The organism is Streptomyces pilosus (assembly GCF_014649835.1).
In the GTDB taxonomy this organism is placed as follows: Bacteria; Actinomycetota; Actinomycetes; order Streptomycetales; family Streptomycetaceae; genus Streptomyces; species Streptomyces pilosus.
This window is the reverse complement of record NZ_BMTU01000001.1, coordinates 1087255-1103666: the sequence shown is the minus strand read 5'-3', so window position 1 is coordinate 1103666 and position 16412 is coordinate 1087255. Positions and strand designations below refer to the sequence as shown.

The window sequence follows — 16412 nt, the reverse complement described above, 5'->3', positions numbered from 1 at the left end:
TTCCTAGCCGTAGACGATGCGGCGCAGCTGCCGGAGCGAGAGCTCGGGCGGCGCCACCGCTCGGTATCTGAGGTCCGCCTCGATCCGTTCGAAGATCGTCGCGTTCACCAGGCCCTGGGCCTGGAGCTCGCGGTGGCGGCGACGGACGTATTCCTCGGTCGTCTCGTCGAAGTAGGCGAGCACGTCCTGGATCACCCGCAGAGCCTCGCCCCGGCTGAGGGGCGTGGACCGCGCCAGATGATCGACAAGTTCCTCGTGCACCCGATGATTTTGAGGGGCCGGGGGCCGATGCGCAAGAATCGTGCCCGATATCGGGCAGGCTCCGCAGAATGGCCGCTACATGTGCTTGAGGACGGCCTGTTTGGCGAGGGTGAACTCCTCGTCCGTGAGCACCCCCGACCGGTGCAGCTCACCCAGCTCCCGCAGCCGCCGCAGCAGCGCGTCGTGGTCGTCTCCCGAGGGGCGGGGGGCCGGCGGCCGCGGGGCCTCCGGCTCCGGCGCGCCGGCGGGCGCGGCCGGGTGCGGCAGGCGGGCCTGGACGGCGGCGGCGACCAGCGCCATCAGCGGATCCTTCTTGAAGCCCCACAGCTCCACCGAGTTGGGGTCGTACTTGGCCGGTGCCTTGGTCGGGGCGTGCCGCACATGGAAGCGGAGGTGCCCGTTCTCCAGTCCGGCCGCGGGCTGCCACTCCACGGCGGTCAGGTCCGTCACCGCGAGGGTGCGGGTGCCCGCGGCGGCCTTGGCGTCCTCCGTCTTCCAGTTCCACTCCAGGCGGACGCGCTCGCCGTCGAAGCTCACCGTGCCGTCCCCGGCGGAGACGGACAGCGGCACGGACGGGCCGGGCAGCAGGTACTCGGAGACCGGGTCGGAGGGGACCTGGTCCAGCAGCAGGGCGGTGCGGACCTCCTCCGTGAAGTACTCGGCGACGCCGTACCGGTCCGACTCGACGATCAGCTGGTACGGGTCGTGCGGCTCGGTGAGCCGGCCGCCGGCCGCCTGCAGCAGCGGGTCGGCGCCGTCGCGCAGCCGCAGCCTGAGCCGCCCCGCCTTCTTGCCCTGCTCGAACGAGATTCCCGTCAACGCCCGCAGGGGCAGCACCAGTTCACCCAGGGTCCTGCGCAGCAGGCCGACGTTCTTGTCCCGGCCGGGCGTCAGTCGCAGGGCCTCGCCGTCGAAGGTCCACGTACCGTCCTTCTGGATGATTTCCGCCATGGGGTGATTGTTTCACCGGACCGCGGGACTCCGGGGTGCGGAAAGCGGCGGGCGCCCCCGAGGACCGTACTCGGGGGCGCCCGCGCGTTCGTGGGTCAGAACTCCGCGAGGGGGTTCTTCAGGGTGCCGACCAGCTGGAGCGCGCCGGAGGGGTCCGACAGGTCGACCATCTGCCGGTTGTTGCGCAACTGCAGGCGGTTCAGGCAGGACAGGGCGAACTCCGGGGCGAACATGTCGTACCGGGCGAACTTGTCGGCGAGTTCCGGCACCGACGCCTGGTACTCGCGGGTGACCTCCGCGACCGTGCGCCAGAAGCCGTCCTCGTCCAGGACGCCCTCCTCGGCCAGGTTCGCGGCGAGGAAGCGGAAGAAGCAGTCGAAGACGTCCGTGAAGATCGACAGCAGCTTCGTGTCGTCCGGCACCTCCGCCCGGATGCGGGCCACCTCCGGCGGCAGCACCGCGTCGGCGTCCATCACCACGATCTCCTCGGCGATGTCCTTGTAGATCGCGCGCCGCACCACGCCGTCCCGCAGCACGAGGATCACGTTCTCGCCGTGCGGCATGTAGGCCAGGTCGTAGGCGTAGAAGCTGTGCAGCAGCGGCACGTAGTAGGCGCGCAGGTAGTGGCGCAGCCACTCGGTGGGGGCCAGCCCGGAGCGTGCGATCAGCGCGGCCGCCACGGAGGCGCCCTCGTGGTCGACATGGACCAGCGAGGCCATGGTGGCGAGGGACTCGCCGTCCTCCAGGGACGGCACCGGGCTCTCCCGCCACAGCGCGGCCAGCATCTTGCGGTACGGCGAGTAGCGGTCCGTGGCCTGCTCGTACTCCAGGTGCCGGTAGCCCACGGCGGCCCGCTCCCGGATGATCGACAGCCCGGTCGCGCGCAGCACCGGGTCGCTGTCGACGAGCTGCGCCAGCCAGTCGTTGATCGCCGGGGTCGCCTCCATGTAGGCGGCGGAGAGCCCGCGCATGAAGCCCATGTTGAGGACGGACAGGGCCGTCTTCACGTAGTGCTTCCCGGGGTGCGACCGGTTGAAGAAGGTGCGGATGGACTGCTGGGCCAGGTACTCGTCGTCGCCCTCGCCCAGGCACACCAGGTGCCGGCGGGCGATCTCGGCGGCGAAGGTGACGGACAGCTTGTTCCACCACTGCCAGGGGTGGACGGGTATCAGGAGGTAGTCGCCGGGGTCGAGGTCCTGCGCGCGCAGGACGTCGTGGAAGCCCTCGACGGTCTCCTCGCCCAGTTCCTGCCGTACGAACGACTCGTACTCGATGCCCACGCCCGCCGTGAACGCGGCCCGCGAGCGGTGGGCGGCCAGCCACACCAGCTTGACCGGGGCCGCCGCCTCCGGCGCGTACGCGCGGTACTCGTCGACGCCGAAGCCGAGCCGCCCGTTGTTGGCGACGAAGCAGGGGTGCCCCTCGGTCATGCCGGTCTCGACGGCCTGGAAGCCGGCGTCGATCAGCTCTCCGGCCCGCACCTGCGGCTTGGTGAGCTTGTAGCAGGTGCCGGAGAGGGTGGAGGAGATCTCCTCCAGGTACACCGGCAGAATCTCCTCGCTCAGGCCCAGGGACTTCTGCAGCTCGATGAAGAAGTCCAGGGCCGCGAGCTCGCGTTCGGCGTCGTCGCGGTGGCGGGTGATCGACTCGGGGTCGATGTGCCAGTGGTCCAGGGCGCGCCGCGCAGCGGTGAACGTGTACCGGGTCCGGCCGTCGTCGCTGTGGACGGCGTACCGGCCGTCGCCGGAGTCCTGCGGCGTGATGAGCCGCTCGTGGGCGAACTCGGCGAGCGCCTTGCGGATCAGCAGGCGGTTGGCCCGCGCCCAGCGGTGGGGGGACAGGTGCGCCACGGCGTCGGACAGGGTCATGCGGATGCTCCTCGGGCGGCCTCGAACTGTTCACGCGTGCAGAAGCTCAGCAGCGCGCGCTTCTCCGGCTTGTCGATCTCCCGCTCGGGCACGAAGCCCACGGCCTCGTTGAGGGCGTGCACGGCCTTGTTGCCGACGTCCGGTTCGACCACCACCCGCCGGGTGGCGGGGTCGGCGAACAGCTCCTCCATCACGGCGGTGATGACCGCCCGGGTGAAGCCGTGGACGGGGCGGTCGGTGGGGGCGACCAGGAAGTGCATGCCGACGTCGCCGGGCTCGGGGTCGTACAGGCCGACGAGTTCGACGTACCGGGGGTCGTACTTCTCCATCAGGAAGGCGGGTTCGCCGTCGTGCAGGCCCAGGTAGGCGTGGTGGTGCTCGTGGGCGGCGATGCGCAGGTACTCGCGCTCGACGTCCTGGAGCGCGGCGTCCTGCATCATCCAGAACGCCGCCTTGGGGTCGGTGACCCAGCGGTGCAGCAGCTCGGCGTCCTCGAGCGGGTCCAGGGGGCGGACGGTGAACGTACCGATGCTCATACGGCGAACTCCTGGAACGCGATGCTCTTCTCGACCGGGTAGTACTCGGTGCCCAGCAGCTCACGGATGATGGACGCGTTGCGGTACGGGCCCATGCCCAGGTCGGGGCTGGTGATGCTGTGCGTGTGGACGCCCGCGTTCTGCAGGAAGATCCCCCGGCCGGTGACGTCGATGGCGTAGTTGCGGGCGACGTCGAAACGGCCGTGGCCGTCGAAGCGGATCCGCTCGCGCACCGGGTCGAGGAACGCCGGCGGCTCGTAGTGGTAGCCGGTGGCCAGCACCAGGCCCTCGGTGCGGATCTCGAAGTCCTTGCCCTGCTCGTCCTGGTGGAAGCCGAGCGTGTACGCGCCGTCCTGGTACCGCGCGCCGGTGAGGCTGGAGTTGGTGAGCAGCCGGGTGGGTACCGGACGGTCCCCGCTCTCGACGTTCTTCTGGTAGAGCAGGTCGAAGATGGCGTCGATCAGCTCCGAGTTGATGCCCTTGAACAGGCCCTTCTGCTGCTTCTCCAGCCGGTAGCGGGTCTCCTCGGGCAGGGCGCGGAAGTAGTCGATGTAGTCCGGGGAGGTCATCTCCAGGGTCAGCTTGGTGTACTCCAGCGGGAAGAACCGCGGCGAACGCGTGACCCAGTTGAGCTGGTAGCCGTGGACGTCGATCTCGGAGAGCAGCTCGTAGTAGATCTCGGCGGCGCTCTGACCGCTGCCGACGACCGTGACCGACTTCTTCTCCAGCAGTTCCGCCTTGCGCTGCATGTACTGCGCGTTGTGGAAGAGGCCGCCGTCCAGCCCGCGGCACGGCTCCGGGAGGAACGGCACGGTGCCGGTGCCGAGCACCAGGTGCCGGGCGCGGTACGTCTCACCGGCCGCCGTCGCGACCGCGTACAGCTCGGCGGCCTCGTCGTAGGTCACCTCGGTGACCGTCGTGCCGAAGCGGATGCTGCTCAGCTTGGCGGCGGCCCAGCGGCAGTAGTCGTCGTACTCGACCCGCAGCGGGTAGAAGTTCTCGCGTATGTAGAACGAGTACAGCCGGCCCTTCTCCTTCAGGTAGTTGAGGAAGGAGTAGGGGGAGGTGGGGTCGGCGAGGGTGACCAGGTCCGACATGAAGGGGGTCTGGAGGTGGGCGCCGTCGAGGAACATCCCGGCGTGCCAGGCGAAGTCCGGCTTGGACTCCAGGAAGACGCCGTTCAGTTCGGATATCGGCTCGGTGAGGCAGGCGAGGCCGAGGTTGAAGGGGCCCAGCCCGACGCCCACGAAGTCGTAGGTGGTTTCCGGGGCTTCAGCAAGCGCGGTCAAGGGACTCTCCCAGGTACTGCTCGGCGTGGCCGGCGATCAGATCGAGGACGGCGGAGATGTCGTCCGTCGTGGTCTCGGGGTTCAGCAGGGTGAACTTCAGGTAGTGGCGCCCGGCCACCTTGGTGCCGGCGACGACCGCGTCGCCGGAGGCGAAGAGGGCCTTGCGGGCGTAGAGGTTGGCGCGGTCGATCTCGGCGGGGTCGGTGACGGCCGCCGGGATGTAGCGGAAGACGAGGGTGGAGAGGCTGGGCGCGACCACGACGTCGAAGCGCGGGTCGGCGGCGAGCAGCTTCCAGCCCTCCGCGGCCAGGTCGCACACCTCGTCGAAGAGGCCGCCGATGCCGTCGGCACCCATCACGCGCAGCGTCATCCACAGTTTCAGGGCGTCGAAGCGGCGGGTGGTCTGCAGGGACTTGTCGACCTGGTTGGGGATGCGCTCGATCACCATGCGGCGCGGGTTGAGGTACTCGGCGTGGTAGGTGGCGTGCCGCAGCGTGGCGGTGTCGCGGACCAGTACGGCCGACGAACTGACGGGCTGGAAGAAGGACTTGTGGTAGTCGACGGTGACGGAGTCGGCGTGCTCGATGCCGGCGATGCGGTCGCGGTACTTCAGTGAGGCGAGCAGACCGCAGCCGTAGGCGGCGTCGACGTGCATCCAGGCGCCGTACCGCCCGCACAGTTCGGCGATCCCGGGCAGCGGGTCGATGGAGCCGAAGTCGGTGGTGCCGGCGGTGGCGACGACGGCCATGGGGACGAGGCCCGCCTCGACGCACCGCTCCAGCTCGCGGGCGAGGGCGACGGTCTGCAGCCGCTTGTCGTGGTCGACTGGGATCGAGATCACGGCGTCGGGCCCGAGGCCGAGCAGTTTCGCGGACTTCTTCACGCTGAAGTGGCTGACCTCGGAGGCGAAGACGCGCAGTTTCGCCAGGTCACCGGTCTTGGCCTCCTCGCGGGCGAGCAGCAGCGCCTGGAGGTTGGACTGGGTGCCGCCGGAGGTGAACACGCCGTCGGCGGCGGGGCCGAGGCCGATGCGGGCGGTCGTCCAGTCGATGAGCTTGCGCTCGATGAGGGTGCCGCCCGCCGACTGGTCCCAGGTGTCCAGGGAGGAGTTGACGGCGGAGAGCACCGCCTCGCCGAGCAGGGCCGGGATGACGACCGGGCAGTTGAGGTGGGCGAGGTAGCGCGGGTGGTGGAAGTAGATCGCGTCCCGGAGGTAGACGTCCTCCAGTTCGTCCAGTACCGCGGTGGTGTCGTGCAGGGGCCGGTCGAGGTCGATCGCGTCGATGCGGGGCGCGAGGGCGTCGACCGTGACGCCGGTGAACGGCCGGGCTGTGGTGGCGAGTTTGGCCGCCACCCGCTCGACTCCCTCGGTCACGGAGCGGCGGTAGTGCTCCGCGGTGGTGTCGTTGAGCAGGTGCGAGCGCATGTGGGGGTCCTCCGGTGGGGACGGTCCGGGGCGGGAGCGGGCCAGTGCGGTGACTTAGGCTAGCCTAACCTTGGTAATGGGACGGTAATCCGCGTTCCACCGTGACCGTGGTCACTCGCGCACGGTGGGTGGGAGAGGGTCAACTCTCTTTCAAATCAACCCTGTTCGCGCAGCTGCTCCTCCGTCAGGCCACGACGCCAGTAGCCGACGAAGGTCACCCGCCGGCGGTCGATCCCGCGCTCGCTCACGACGTGGCGCCGCAGCCGCTTCACACAGCCGGCCTCGCCGGCGATCCAGACGTACGGACGCGCGCCGGGCGGGAGCACGGCGGCGCGCAGGCTGTCCAGGGCCATGGGGGAGGCTCCCGGTTCCGCGGCCGCCGTGGCGTCCCGCACGAACCAGGTGATCTCCGCGTCGGCGGCCGTCGGCAGGTCCTGGACGTCCCCCGAGTGCGGCACCTCCAGCCAGACCCGCGCCCGCATACCGGCGGGGAGCGTCCCGAGGACGGCCGCGGTGGCGGGCAGGGCGGTCTCGTCGGCCCACAGGAGCACCAGATCGGTGTCCCCGGGCGGGCGGAAGCGGATCGCCCGGTTGTCGGCGACGGCGGGGCCGAGCAGCAGTACCCGGTCACCGGCGGCGGCGCGGGCGGCCCAGCGGGAGGCCGGGCCCGCCTCGGCGGCCGGGTCGCCCTCCCCGGTGACCCCGTGCAGCACGAAGTCGATGTCGATCGCGCTCGTGTGCCCCCCGGCGTCGGTGCGCAGCGCGCGCAGCGTGTACGAGCGCATCACCGCCCGCACGTCGTCGGGCAGTTTGCGCCAGCCCTGCCACCACTGGTCACCCAGTTCGAGCGGTACGGCCGGCTCGCTCTGCCCGGGGTGCGGCAGGAACAGCGACAGGGACTGGTCGCGTCCCTCGGAGCGGAACTCCCGCAGCTCGGGGCCGGTGAAGGTGACCCGGACCAGGGACGGGCCGAGCCGCCTCGTCGCTGCGACCTGGAGGGCGAAGAAGCGGAACGGGGCGGCTACGGCAGTGGTCACCTATGGCTCCGGGGCAGGAGGGTTTTGTCGGGGGAGGGGCGGCCGGCCTTCTCGCGGGGAGGGTCAGCTGACCTTCTTGGCCTTCTCGATGGCCTCGGCGAGGCTCTCCACGAGCGGGGCGCACTTGTCGTAGGACAGGATGGGCTCGGCGGACCGCGCGATGACCTGGCCGGCCTTGACCGCGGGGAGCTTCTTCCAGGTCGCCTCGGTGATGTCGGCGGGCTGGATGGCCGAGGAGCGGTCGTCCATCATGATGACGTCGGCCTTGTACTTGTCGACGTTCTCCCAGCTCAGGCTCTCGAACCAGCCGCCGCCCACGGCCTTGGCCTCCTCCGGCGGCTCGATGAACTCCACACCGAGGGCCTTGAAGTACTCCAGGTCGATCGAGAGGTTGGTGCCGGAGACGTAGAAGAGTTCGGGGCTCGCGGAACCGGCCATCACCTTGATGCCGGGGTTGGCCTTGACGGCCTTGCGCAGCCGCTCGGAGGCCGCCTCGAAGCGCTTCTTGGCGTCGGTGGCCCTGGCGGCCTTCATGTCGCCGCCGAGGGACTCGGCGAGCTCCCACATCCGCTGGAGCGGGGCGGTCAGCTGACGGTCGTAGACCGAGATGCCGACGCTCGGGGCGAGCTTGGCGATCTTGTCCTTGGACGCCTCGGGGACGTACCAGAGGGTGCCGGCGTCGTCGAACATCGTGGAGATCAGGACGTCGGGCGCGAGCGTCGCGTACTTCTCGACGTTGAACTGGTCCCACACGTTGCCGAGGATGGTCACCTTGCTGATGTCCATGTCGCCGGCCTGGACGTCGGCCTTGCCGTCCTTGGTCTCCGTCGGGCCGAACACGCCCTTGACCTGGACGCCGTAGTCGTACAGCGCGGCGGCCGCACCGGTGAACGCGACGATGTTCGCCGGGACCTTGTCCAGCTTCACCGTGGTGCCGCGGTCGTCCTTGAACGACCACGGGCCGGACGCGTCGCCGGAGCCCTTCGCGCCCGAGCCGCCGTCCTTCGCGTCGTCGCTCCCGCAGGCGGCGAGCACGGCACCGAGTCCGAGGACGCCGCCGGCGGTGAGCAGTCCACGACGGGAGAGGCGTGCGGTTGTGGCGTTCGACATGGAAGGGTCTGCTTTCGTGCGTACGGAGCCGTCCTCGGCGGAATCAGGCTTAGGTTAGCCTAACCTCACGATCTGTCCAGGGGGTGCCCGGTGCGCATCGCCCCGCGCGCGGCCGAAATGCCGTTCCTGTCCCGTGATGTGGGTCACGTAAGCAGAGCGGTGGCCCGCGCCGGGTCCGACGCGGGCCACTGTGTCCGGGTACGGGTGGTTCAGCCCGCCAGCCCCAACTCCCGCGCGATCAGCATCCGCTGGACCTCGCTGGTGCCCTCGCCGATCTCCAGGATCTTGGAGTCGCGCCACATCCGGGCCACCGGGTACTCGTTCATGAAGCCGTAGCCGCCGTGGATCTGGGTGGCGTCACGGGCGTTGTCCACGGCGACCGTCGACGAGTACAGCTTGGCCAGCGCCGCCTCCTTCTTGAACGGCTCACCGGCCACCAGCCGGCTGGCCGCGTCGCGCCACGCGAGGCGGGCCGTGTGGGCCTTCATCTCCATGTCGGCGATCTTGAACTGGATCGCCTGGTTGGCGCCGATCGGCCGCCCGAACGCGTGCCGCTCCCTGGCGTACTTCACCGACTCGTCCACACAGCCCTGCGCCAGGCCCGTGCCCAGCGCGGCGATGGCGATCCGGCCCTCGTCCAGGATGCGCAGGAACTGGGCGTAGCCGCGGCCCTCCTCACCGAGCAGGTTGGCGGCCGGGACCCGGACGTCGGCGAAGGACAGCTCCCGCGTGTCCGAGGCGTTCCAGCCGACCTTCGAGTACGGCGCCGCCACGGTGAAGCCCGGAGTGCCCGCCGGGACGATGATCGCCGAGATGAGCGGCTTGCCGTCCGGCTTGCGGCCGGTGACCGCGGTGACCGTGACCAGGCCCGTGATGTCGGTGCCCGAGTTGGTGATGAAGCACTTCGTGCCGTTGATGACCCACTCGTTCGTCGACTCGTCCAGCCGGGCCGTCGTACGGGTCGCGCCCGCGTCGCTGCCGCCGTCCGGTTCGGTCAGGCCGAACGCGCCCAGGATCTCGCCCGAGCACAGCCGGGGCAGCCACGCGCGCTTCTGCTCCTCGGTGCCGAACAGGTGCAGCGGCATCGCGCCCAGCGAGACACCCGCCTCCAGGGTGATGGCCACCGAGGAGTCCACCCGGGCGAGCTCCTCCAGGGCCACGCCGAGGGCGAAGTAGTCGCCGCCCATGCCGCCGTACTCCTCCGGGAACGGCAGGCCGAACAGGCCCATGCGGCCCATCTCCCGCACGATCTCGTACGGGAACTCGTGCCGCTCGTAGAAGTCACCGATCTTCGGCGCCACCACGTCGTGCGCGAACTCCTCCACCGTGCGGCGGAGTTCTTCCAGTTCGGGGGAGAGCTTGTGGTCCATGGTCGTTCACGACTCCTGGTGGGAGAGGGCTCGGACGGTGCGGGACGGGCTGGGTCGGCCCAGGTGGGCGGCCATCCAGACGCTTGTGGCGACCAGACGGCCGAGATCGACCCCGGTGTCGATGCCGAGGCCGCGCAGCATCCACACGAGGTCTTCGGTGGCGAGATTGCCGGTGGCGGACTTCGCGTACGGGCAGCCGCCCAGGCCGCCGGCGGAGGCGTCGACCGTGGTGACGCCCTGCTGGAGCGCGGCCAGCGTGTTGGACAGGGCCTGGCCGTAGGTGTCGTGGAAGTGCACGCCGAGCGCGGACACGGGCACGCCCGCCCCGGTGAGCGCGGTGAGCAGGGCCGTCACATGGCCCGGGGTGGCCACCCCGACGGTGTCGCCCAGACTCAGCTCGTCGCAGCCCATGTCCAGCAGGGCCCGGCACACCTTCACCACCTGCGCGACCGGGACCGCGCCCTCCCACGGGTCGCCGAAGCACATGGAGAGGTAGCCGCGGACGTGGACGTCCGCCGCCTTCGCCCGGCTCACCACCGGCTCGAACATGGCCAGCGCCTCGTCCACCGTGCGGTTGAGGTTGGCCTTGGCGAAGGACTCCGTGGCACTGGCGAACACCGCGACCCGCCGGGCACCGAGCGCCAGCGCGCGGTCCAGCCCGCGCTCGTTCGGCACCAGCACCGGCAGTTCCACCGGCAGGCCGGCGACGGCCGGGTACAGCTCCTCGGCGTCCGCGAGCTGCGGCACCCACTTGGGGTGCACGAAGCTGGTCGCCTCGACGGTGGTCAGACCGGTGCCCGCCAGACGGCGGACGAACTCCGCCTTGACGGCCGTCGGGACGGTCGCCTTCTCGTTCTGCAGGCCGTCGCGGGCACCCACCTCGTGGATCCGCACCCGCGCGGGCAGTCCCGCCGCCGGTACGACCATGGGCAGGCCGAGCTCCGGAGTGTTCACGCCGTCTCCTCCTCCACGGGTGCGATGACCGCGAGCACCTGGTCCATGGCGACCGTGCTGCCCGGGGCCACGTCCAGCTCGGTGACCGTGCCGGCGTGCGGGGCGGAGACGACGTGCTCCATCTTCATCGCCTCCACCACCAGCAGGCTCTGTCCGGCGGCCACCTCGTCGCCGACGGCGACCTTCACCACCGTCACCGTGCCCGGCATCGGCGCGGTCAGCGAGTCGGCGCCCGCCTGGCCCGCCCGGGTGAGGGAGGCGGCGACCGGGTCGTGGTCCCGCACGTGCCAGGCGTCGCCGTCCCGGCCCAGCCAGGTGCCGTCCGGCGAGGCGGCGAAGGTGTGGGTGACCCCGTCGAGCGAGAAGGTGAACCGGTCCCCGCCCGCCGGGCCCGCGGACCCCCGCAGCGGGGTGCCGGAGCCCGGGAGCAGCAGTTCGGTCCCGCCGTCGGCCGTGCCGCGCACCCGCACCGTCACCGGGTCGTGGCCCGCCACCCGCAGGTGGTGCGCCGTCCACGCCCGCGTGCCGCCCAGACGCCAGCCGTCGGCCGCGTCGAACGGGTCCGCCCAGCCGGAGGCGCCGGCGGGCGCGAGGGAGGCCTGGCGCAGCAGCGCCGCGGCCGCGTACGCCTCGGCCGGCACCCCGTCCGGTACCAGACCGTCGACCTCGCGCTCGACCAGCCCGGTGTCCATGTCGCCGCGCACCACCGCCGGATGCGCCAGCAGCCGCCGCAGGAACCCCGCGTTGGTCTGCACGCCCAGCGTGACCGTCTCCGCCAGTGCCGCGCGGAGTCTGCGCAGCGCGGTCGCCCGGTCGGGTCCGTACGCGATCACCTTGGAGAGCATCGGGTCGTAGAGGCTGCCGACCTCGGTGCCCTCGCTCAGCCCGGAGTCGGTGCGCACCCCGTCGCCCTGCGGCTCGCGCAGCGCGAGCACCGTGCCCCCGGAGGGGAGGAAGCCGCGGGAGGGGTCCTCGGCGCAGATGCGGGCCTCCACCGCGTGACCGGTCAGCCGGACGTCGTCCTGCCCGAGGGCCAGCCGCTCGCCCGCCGCCACCCGCAGCTGCCACTCCACCAGGTCGAGCCCCGTGACCAGCTCGGTGACCGGGTGCTCCACCTGGAGGCGGGTGTTCATCTCCATGAAGTAGTACGAGGAGGGGTCGTTGCCCGGGACGATGAACTCCACCGTGCCCGCGCCCCGGTAGCCGCAGGAGCGGGCCGCCTGGACCGCCGCCTCGCCCATCGCGGCCCGGGTCCCCTCGTCGAGGAGCACGCTGGGCGCCTCCTCGATGATCTTCTGGTGGCGCCGCTGGAGGGAGCACTCGCGCTCGCCGAGGTGGACCACGCCGCCGTGTCCGTCGGCCAGCACCTGGATCTCGATGTGCCGGGGCCGGTCGATCCACCGCTCCACCAGCAGCGTGTCGTCACCGAAGGAGGCGCGGGCCTCACGGCGCGCGGCGGCGATCTCGTCGGCCAGCAGCGAGGCGTCCCGCACCAGCCGCATGCCCTTGCCGCCACCGCCCGCGGACGGCTTCAGCAGCACCGGCACGCCGATCTCGCGGGCCGCCCCGGCGAGCTGCTCGTCCGTCAGCCCGCTGCCGCTGGAGCCGGGCACGACCGGCACACCGGCCGCCTTCACCGTCTCCTTCGCGCGGATCTTGTCGCCCATCAGCGCGATGGCGTCCGCCGGGGGGCCGATGAACACCAGGCCCGCCTCCGCGCACGCCCGCGCGAAGTGCGCGTTCTCGGCGAGGAAGCCGTATCCGGGGTGGACCGCCTGCGCGCCGGTGCGGGCGGCGGCCTCCAGCAGCCGCTCCACCGACAGGTAGCTCTCCGAGGCGGCCGCGGGCCCGATCCGCACCGCCGTGTCGGCCTCCCGCACGTGCCGGGCGTCGGCGTCCGCGTCGGAGTACACGGCCACCGAGCGCACGCCCATCGACCGCAGGGTGCGGATGACGCGGACCGCGATCTCGCCCCGGTTGGCCACCAGTACCGTCTCGAACATCTGCTCAGTCATCGTCAGGGGTCCCCTCACATCCGGAAGACGCCGAACTGGGGGTCACCCAGGGGCGCGTTGGCGCACGCGGTCAGGGCCAGGCCCAGCACCTGCCGGGTGTCCATCGGGTCGATCACACCGTCGTCCCAGAGGCGGGCCGTCGCGTAGTAGGCGTTCCCCTGACGCTCGTACTGGGCGCGGATCGGGGCCTTGAAGGCGTCCTCGTCCTCGGCCGGCCACTGCTCGCCGCGTCCCTCGATCTGGTCCCGCTTGACGGTGGCGAGGACGGAGGCGGCCTGCTCGCCGCCCATCACGGAGATCTTCGCGTTGGGCCACATCCACAGGAAGCGGGGCGAGTACGCCCGCCCGCACATGGAGTAGTTGCCCGCTCCGTAGGAGCCGCCGACCACCACCGTCAGCTTGGGCACGCGGGCGCAGGCGACCGCGGTGACCATCTTGGCGCCGTGCTTGGCGATGCCGCCCGCCTCGTAGTCCCGGCCGACCATGAAGCCCGAGATGTTCTGCAGGAACAGCAGCGGGATGCCGCGCTGGTCGCACAGCTCGATGAAGTGGGCGCCCTTCTGGGCGGACTCGGCGAACAGGATGCCGTTGTTGGCGACGATCCCCACCGGGTGGCCGTGGATCCGCGCGAAACCGGTGACCAGGGTCTGCCCGAACTCCGACTTGAACTCGGCGAAGCGGGAGCCGTCGGTGATCCGCGCGATGATCTCCCGCACGTCGTAGGGGGTGCGGGAGTCGACCGGCACCGCCCCGTACAGCCCCGCCGGGTCCACCTTGGGCTCGACGGCCGGCTCGACGCTCCAGGGCAGGGAGCCCCGCGCGGGGAGGGTGGAGACGATGGTGCGCACGATCCTGAGCGCGTGCGCGTCGTCCTCCGCGAGGTGGTCGGTCACGCCGGAGACCCGGGAGTGGACCTCGCCGCCGCCCAGTTCCTCCGCCGTCACCACCTCGCCGGTGGCGGCCTTCACCAGCGGCGGGCCGCCGAGGAAGATCGTCCCCTGGTTCCGGACGATCACCGCCTCGTCGCTCATCGCCGGGACGTACGCCCCGCCCGCCGTGCAGGAGCCGAGGACCGCCGCGATCTGCGGGATGCCGGCGCCGGACATCCGGGCCTGGTTGTAGAAGATCCGCCCGAAGTGGTCCCGGTCCGGGAACACCTCGTCCTGCATCGGCAGGAACGCGCCGCCGGAGTCCACCAGGTAGACGCAGGGCAGCCGGTTGTCGAGGGCCACCTCCTGCGCGCGCAGGTGCTTCTTCACCGTCATCGGGTAGTACGTGCCGCCCTTGACGGTGGCGTCGTTGGCCACGACCACGCACTCCCGGCCGGCCACCCGGCCGATGCCGGCGATCACCCCGGCCGCCGGGGCCTGCCCCTCGTACATCCCGTCGGCGGCCAGCGGCGCCAGCTCCAGGAAGGGCGAGCCGGGGTCGAGGAGCGTGTCCACGCGGTCGCGCGGGAGCAGTTTCCCGCGCGCCGTGTGCCGTGCCCGCGCCCGCTCGCCACCGCCGAGCGCCGCCGCGGCCAGCTTGCCGCGCAGCTCCCCGACGAGGGCGCGGTGCGCCTCCTCGTTGGCCCGAAAGGCCTCCGACGCGGGATCGGCCGCGCTGTGAAGCTCCGGTGCCTCATGCATCCTGCGGGTCCCCTCACCTTGTTAATGAGCGTTAACGCATTTCCTTCAGGTTAACGACCGCTAACCTCCCTGTCTAGAATCGTCTTCATGGCCACCAGAACCGACGCCCCCACCCGCCGCGAACAGATCCTCAAGGAAGCCGCCCGGCTCTTCGCCGAGCGCGGCTTCCACGGCGTCGGGGTCGACGAGATAGGCGCCGCGGTCGGCATCAGCGGGCCCGGGCTCTACCGGCACTTCGCGGGCAAGGACGCGATGCTCGCGGAACTGCTGGTGGGGATCAGCGGCCAGCTGCTGACCGGCGCGAAGCAGCGCCTGAAGGAGGCCGGGGAGGTGCCGGCGCCCGAGGCGGTCCTCGACTCGCTCATCGAGGGGCACATCGACTTCGCGCTCGACGACCGTCCCCTGATCACCCTGCACGACCGCGAGCTGGACCGCCTCCGGGACAGCGACCGCAAGCTGGTCCGTCAGTTGCAGCGGCAGTACGTGGAGCTGTGGGTGGGGGTGGTCCGCGCGCTCTACCCGCGGCTGGCCGAACCGGCCGCCCGCTCGGCGGTGCACTCGGTCTTCGGCCTGCTCAACTCCACTCCGCACCTGGCCCGCCCCGGTTCGCTCCCCGGGCGGGCGACGACCGCCGGGCTGCTGCACCGGATGGCGCGGGGCGCGTTCGCGGCGGCGGGGGCGGCGCCCGCGGCGTGACGAGCGTTACGGGGGTGCGGGCGGCCGCACTCTGGACGCCTGTGACTACCCGCCGGTATCTTTGTCTGAGCAAGCGCTTAGACATGCCTAGGTACGCGGAGGTGGCGGCGGTGCGCCGTACGGTTTTCAACGAGGATCACGAGGCGTTCCGGGAGACCATCCGGGCCTTCATCGAGGCCGAGGTCGTGCCTGTCTACGACGAGTGGTTCGCGGCGGGCCAGGCGCCGCGCGACTTCTACTACAAGCTCGGCGAGCTGGGCATCTTCGGCATCAGCGTGCCCGAGGAGTTCGGCGGCGCGGGCCTGGACACCCACAAGTTCGAGGCGGTTCTCTACGAGGAGACCGCCCGCGCGGGCGTCCAGTTCGGCGGCTCCGGCGTGCACGTGCTGCTCGCCCTGCCGTACCTCAAGATGCTGGCCACCGACGAGCAGAAGAAGCGCTTCCTGCCGAAGTTCGTCTCCGGCGAGGAGATGTGGGCCATCGCGATGACCGAGCCGGGCACCGGCTCCGACCTCGCCGGCATGAAGACCACCGCCAAGCTCAGCGAGGACGGCACGCACTACGTCCTCAACGGCGCCAAGACCTTCATCACCGGCGGCGTCCACGCCGACAAGGTGATCGTCTGCGCCCGCACCGCCGCCCCGACGGCCGAGGACCGCCGCCACGGCATCTCCCTGTTCGCCGTGGACACCAAGTCCGAGGGCTACTCCGTCGGCCGCAAGCTCGACAAGCTCGGCCTGAAGACCTCCGACACCGCCGAGCTGGCGTTCGTCGACGTCAAGGTGCCCGTCGAGGACCTGCTGGGCGAGGAGAACAAGGGCTTCTACTACCTCGGCCACAACCTGGCCTCCGAGCGCTGGGGCATCGCCTTCGGCGCCTACGCGCAGGCCAAGGCCGCCGTCCGGTTCGCCAAGCAGTACGTGCAGGAGCGCACCGTCTTCGGCAAGCCGGTCGCCCACTTCCAGAACACCAAGTTCGAGCTGGCCGCCTGCCAGGCCGAGGTGGACGCCGCCGAGGCCGTCGCCGACCGCGCCACCGAGGCCCTGGACGCCGGTGAGCTCACCCCCGCCGAGGCCGCCTCCGCCAAGCTGTTCTGCACCGAGGTCGCCCACCGCGTCATCGACCGCTGCCTCCAGCTGCACGGCGGCTACGGCTACATGAACGAGTACCCGATCGCCCGCCTGTACGCGGACAACCGCGTCAACCGCATCTACGGCGGCACCAGCGAGATCATGAAGTCGATCATCGCCAAGGACATGGGCCTGTAA

At 71.1% G+C, this 16412-nt stretch carries 14 protein-coding genes; 2 read left to right on the top strand and 12 right to left on the bottom strand.

Annotation, left to right across the window (positions count from 1 at the left end):
- Positions 1-3 precede the first annotated feature (3 nt).
- The 12 genes from IE118_RS04920 to IE118_RS04865 all read right to left on the bottom strand — a co-directional run bounded on the left by IE118_RS04920 (position 4) and on the right by IE118_RS04865 (position 14448).
- Entirely contained in the window at positions 4-261 is a 258-nt protein-coding gene (locus IE118_RS04920) for a hypothetical protein (RefSeq protein ID WP_189555975.1), read from the bottom strand.
- 75 nt (positions 262-336) lie between these two features.
- Positions 337-1212 carry a DUF4429 domain-containing protein gene (locus IE118_RS04915; protein WP_189555974.1) on the bottom strand — a complete coding sequence of 292 codons (876 nt, stop codon included), beginning with the start codon at positions 1210-1212 and terminating at the stop codon, positions 337-339.
- Positions 1213-1307: 95 nt separating this feature from the next.
- A complete protein-coding gene (locus tag IE118_RS04910) occupies positions 1308-3080 on the bottom strand; it encodes an IucA/IucC family protein (RefSeq protein ID WP_189555973.1) in 1773 nt (590 codons plus the stop codon).
- A complete protein-coding gene (locus tag IE118_RS04905; RefSeq protein WP_189555972.1) occupies positions 3077-3616 on the bottom strand; it encodes a GNAT family N-acetyltransferase in 540 nt (179 codons plus the stop codon). The genes IE118_RS04910 and IE118_RS04905 overlap by 4 nt, the downstream gene beginning before the upstream one ends.
- Positions 3613-4905, bottom strand: coding sequence for a lysine N(6)-hydroxylase/L-ornithine N(5)-oxygenase family protein (locus IE118_RS04900; protein ID WP_189555971.1), 1293 nt, complete (start codon positions 4903-4905; stop codon positions 3613-3615). Before IE118_RS04900 ends, IE118_RS04905 begins: the two co-directional genes overlap by 4 nt.
- Complete coding sequence (gene desA / locus IE118_RS04895; protein ID WP_189555970.1) at positions 4889-6331, bottom strand: lysine decarboxylase DesA; 1443 nt, start codon at positions 6329-6331, stop codon at positions 4889-4891. Before desA ends, IE118_RS04900 begins: the two co-directional genes overlap by 17 nt.
- A gap of 155 nt (positions 6332-6486) precedes the next feature.
- Positions 6487-7368 carry a siderophore-interacting protein gene (locus tag IE118_RS04890; protein ID WP_189555969.1) on the bottom strand — a complete coding sequence of 294 codons (882 nt, stop codon included), beginning with the start codon at positions 7366-7368 and terminating at the stop codon, positions 6487-6489.
- 63 nt (positions 7369-7431) lie between these two features.
- Positions 7432-8478 carry an ABC transporter substrate-binding protein gene (locus tag IE118_RS04885; RefSeq protein ID WP_189555968.1) on the bottom strand — a complete coding sequence of 349 codons (1047 nt, stop codon included), beginning with the start codon at positions 8476-8478 and terminating at the stop codon, positions 7432-7434.
- Positions 8479-8687: 209 nt separating this feature from the next.
- Positions 8688-9848, bottom strand: a complete 1161-nt coding sequence (locus tag IE118_RS04880) for an acyl-CoA dehydrogenase family protein (RefSeq protein ID WP_189555967.1) — start codon at positions 9846-9848, stop codon at positions 8688-8690.
- Between the two features lie 6 nt (positions 9849-9854).
- A complete protein-coding gene (locus IE118_RS04875) occupies positions 9855-10802 on the bottom strand; it encodes a hydroxymethylglutaryl-CoA lyase (RefSeq protein WP_189555966.1) in 948 nt (315 codons plus the stop codon).
- Entirely contained in the window at positions 10799-12805 is a 2007-nt protein-coding gene (locus tag IE118_RS04870) for an acetyl/propionyl/methylcrotonyl-CoA carboxylase subunit alpha (RefSeq protein WP_189556088.1), read from the bottom strand. Before IE118_RS04870 ends, IE118_RS04875 begins: the two co-directional genes overlap by 4 nt.
- A 26-nt stretch (positions 12806-12831) precedes the next feature.
- A complete protein-coding gene (locus IE118_RS04865; protein ID WP_189555965.1) occupies positions 12832-14448 on the bottom strand; it encodes a carboxyl transferase domain-containing protein in 1617 nt (538 codons plus the stop codon).
- A gap of 87 nt (positions 14449-14535) precedes the next feature.
- Here IE118_RS04865 and IE118_RS04860 point away from each other — a divergent pair, with 87 nt between their 5' ends.
- Positions 14536-15144: an SACE_7040 family transcriptional regulator gene (locus tag IE118_RS04860; protein ID WP_189555964.1), complete on the top strand. Its 609-nt coding sequence runs from the start codon at positions 14536-14538 to the stop codon at positions 15142-15144.
- A gap of 110 nt (positions 15145-15254) precedes the next feature.
- On the top strand, positions 15255-16412 hold the full coding sequence (locus IE118_RS04855; protein WP_189555963.1) for an acyl-CoA dehydrogenase family protein: 1158 nt from the start codon (positions 15255-15257) through the stop codon (positions 16410-16412).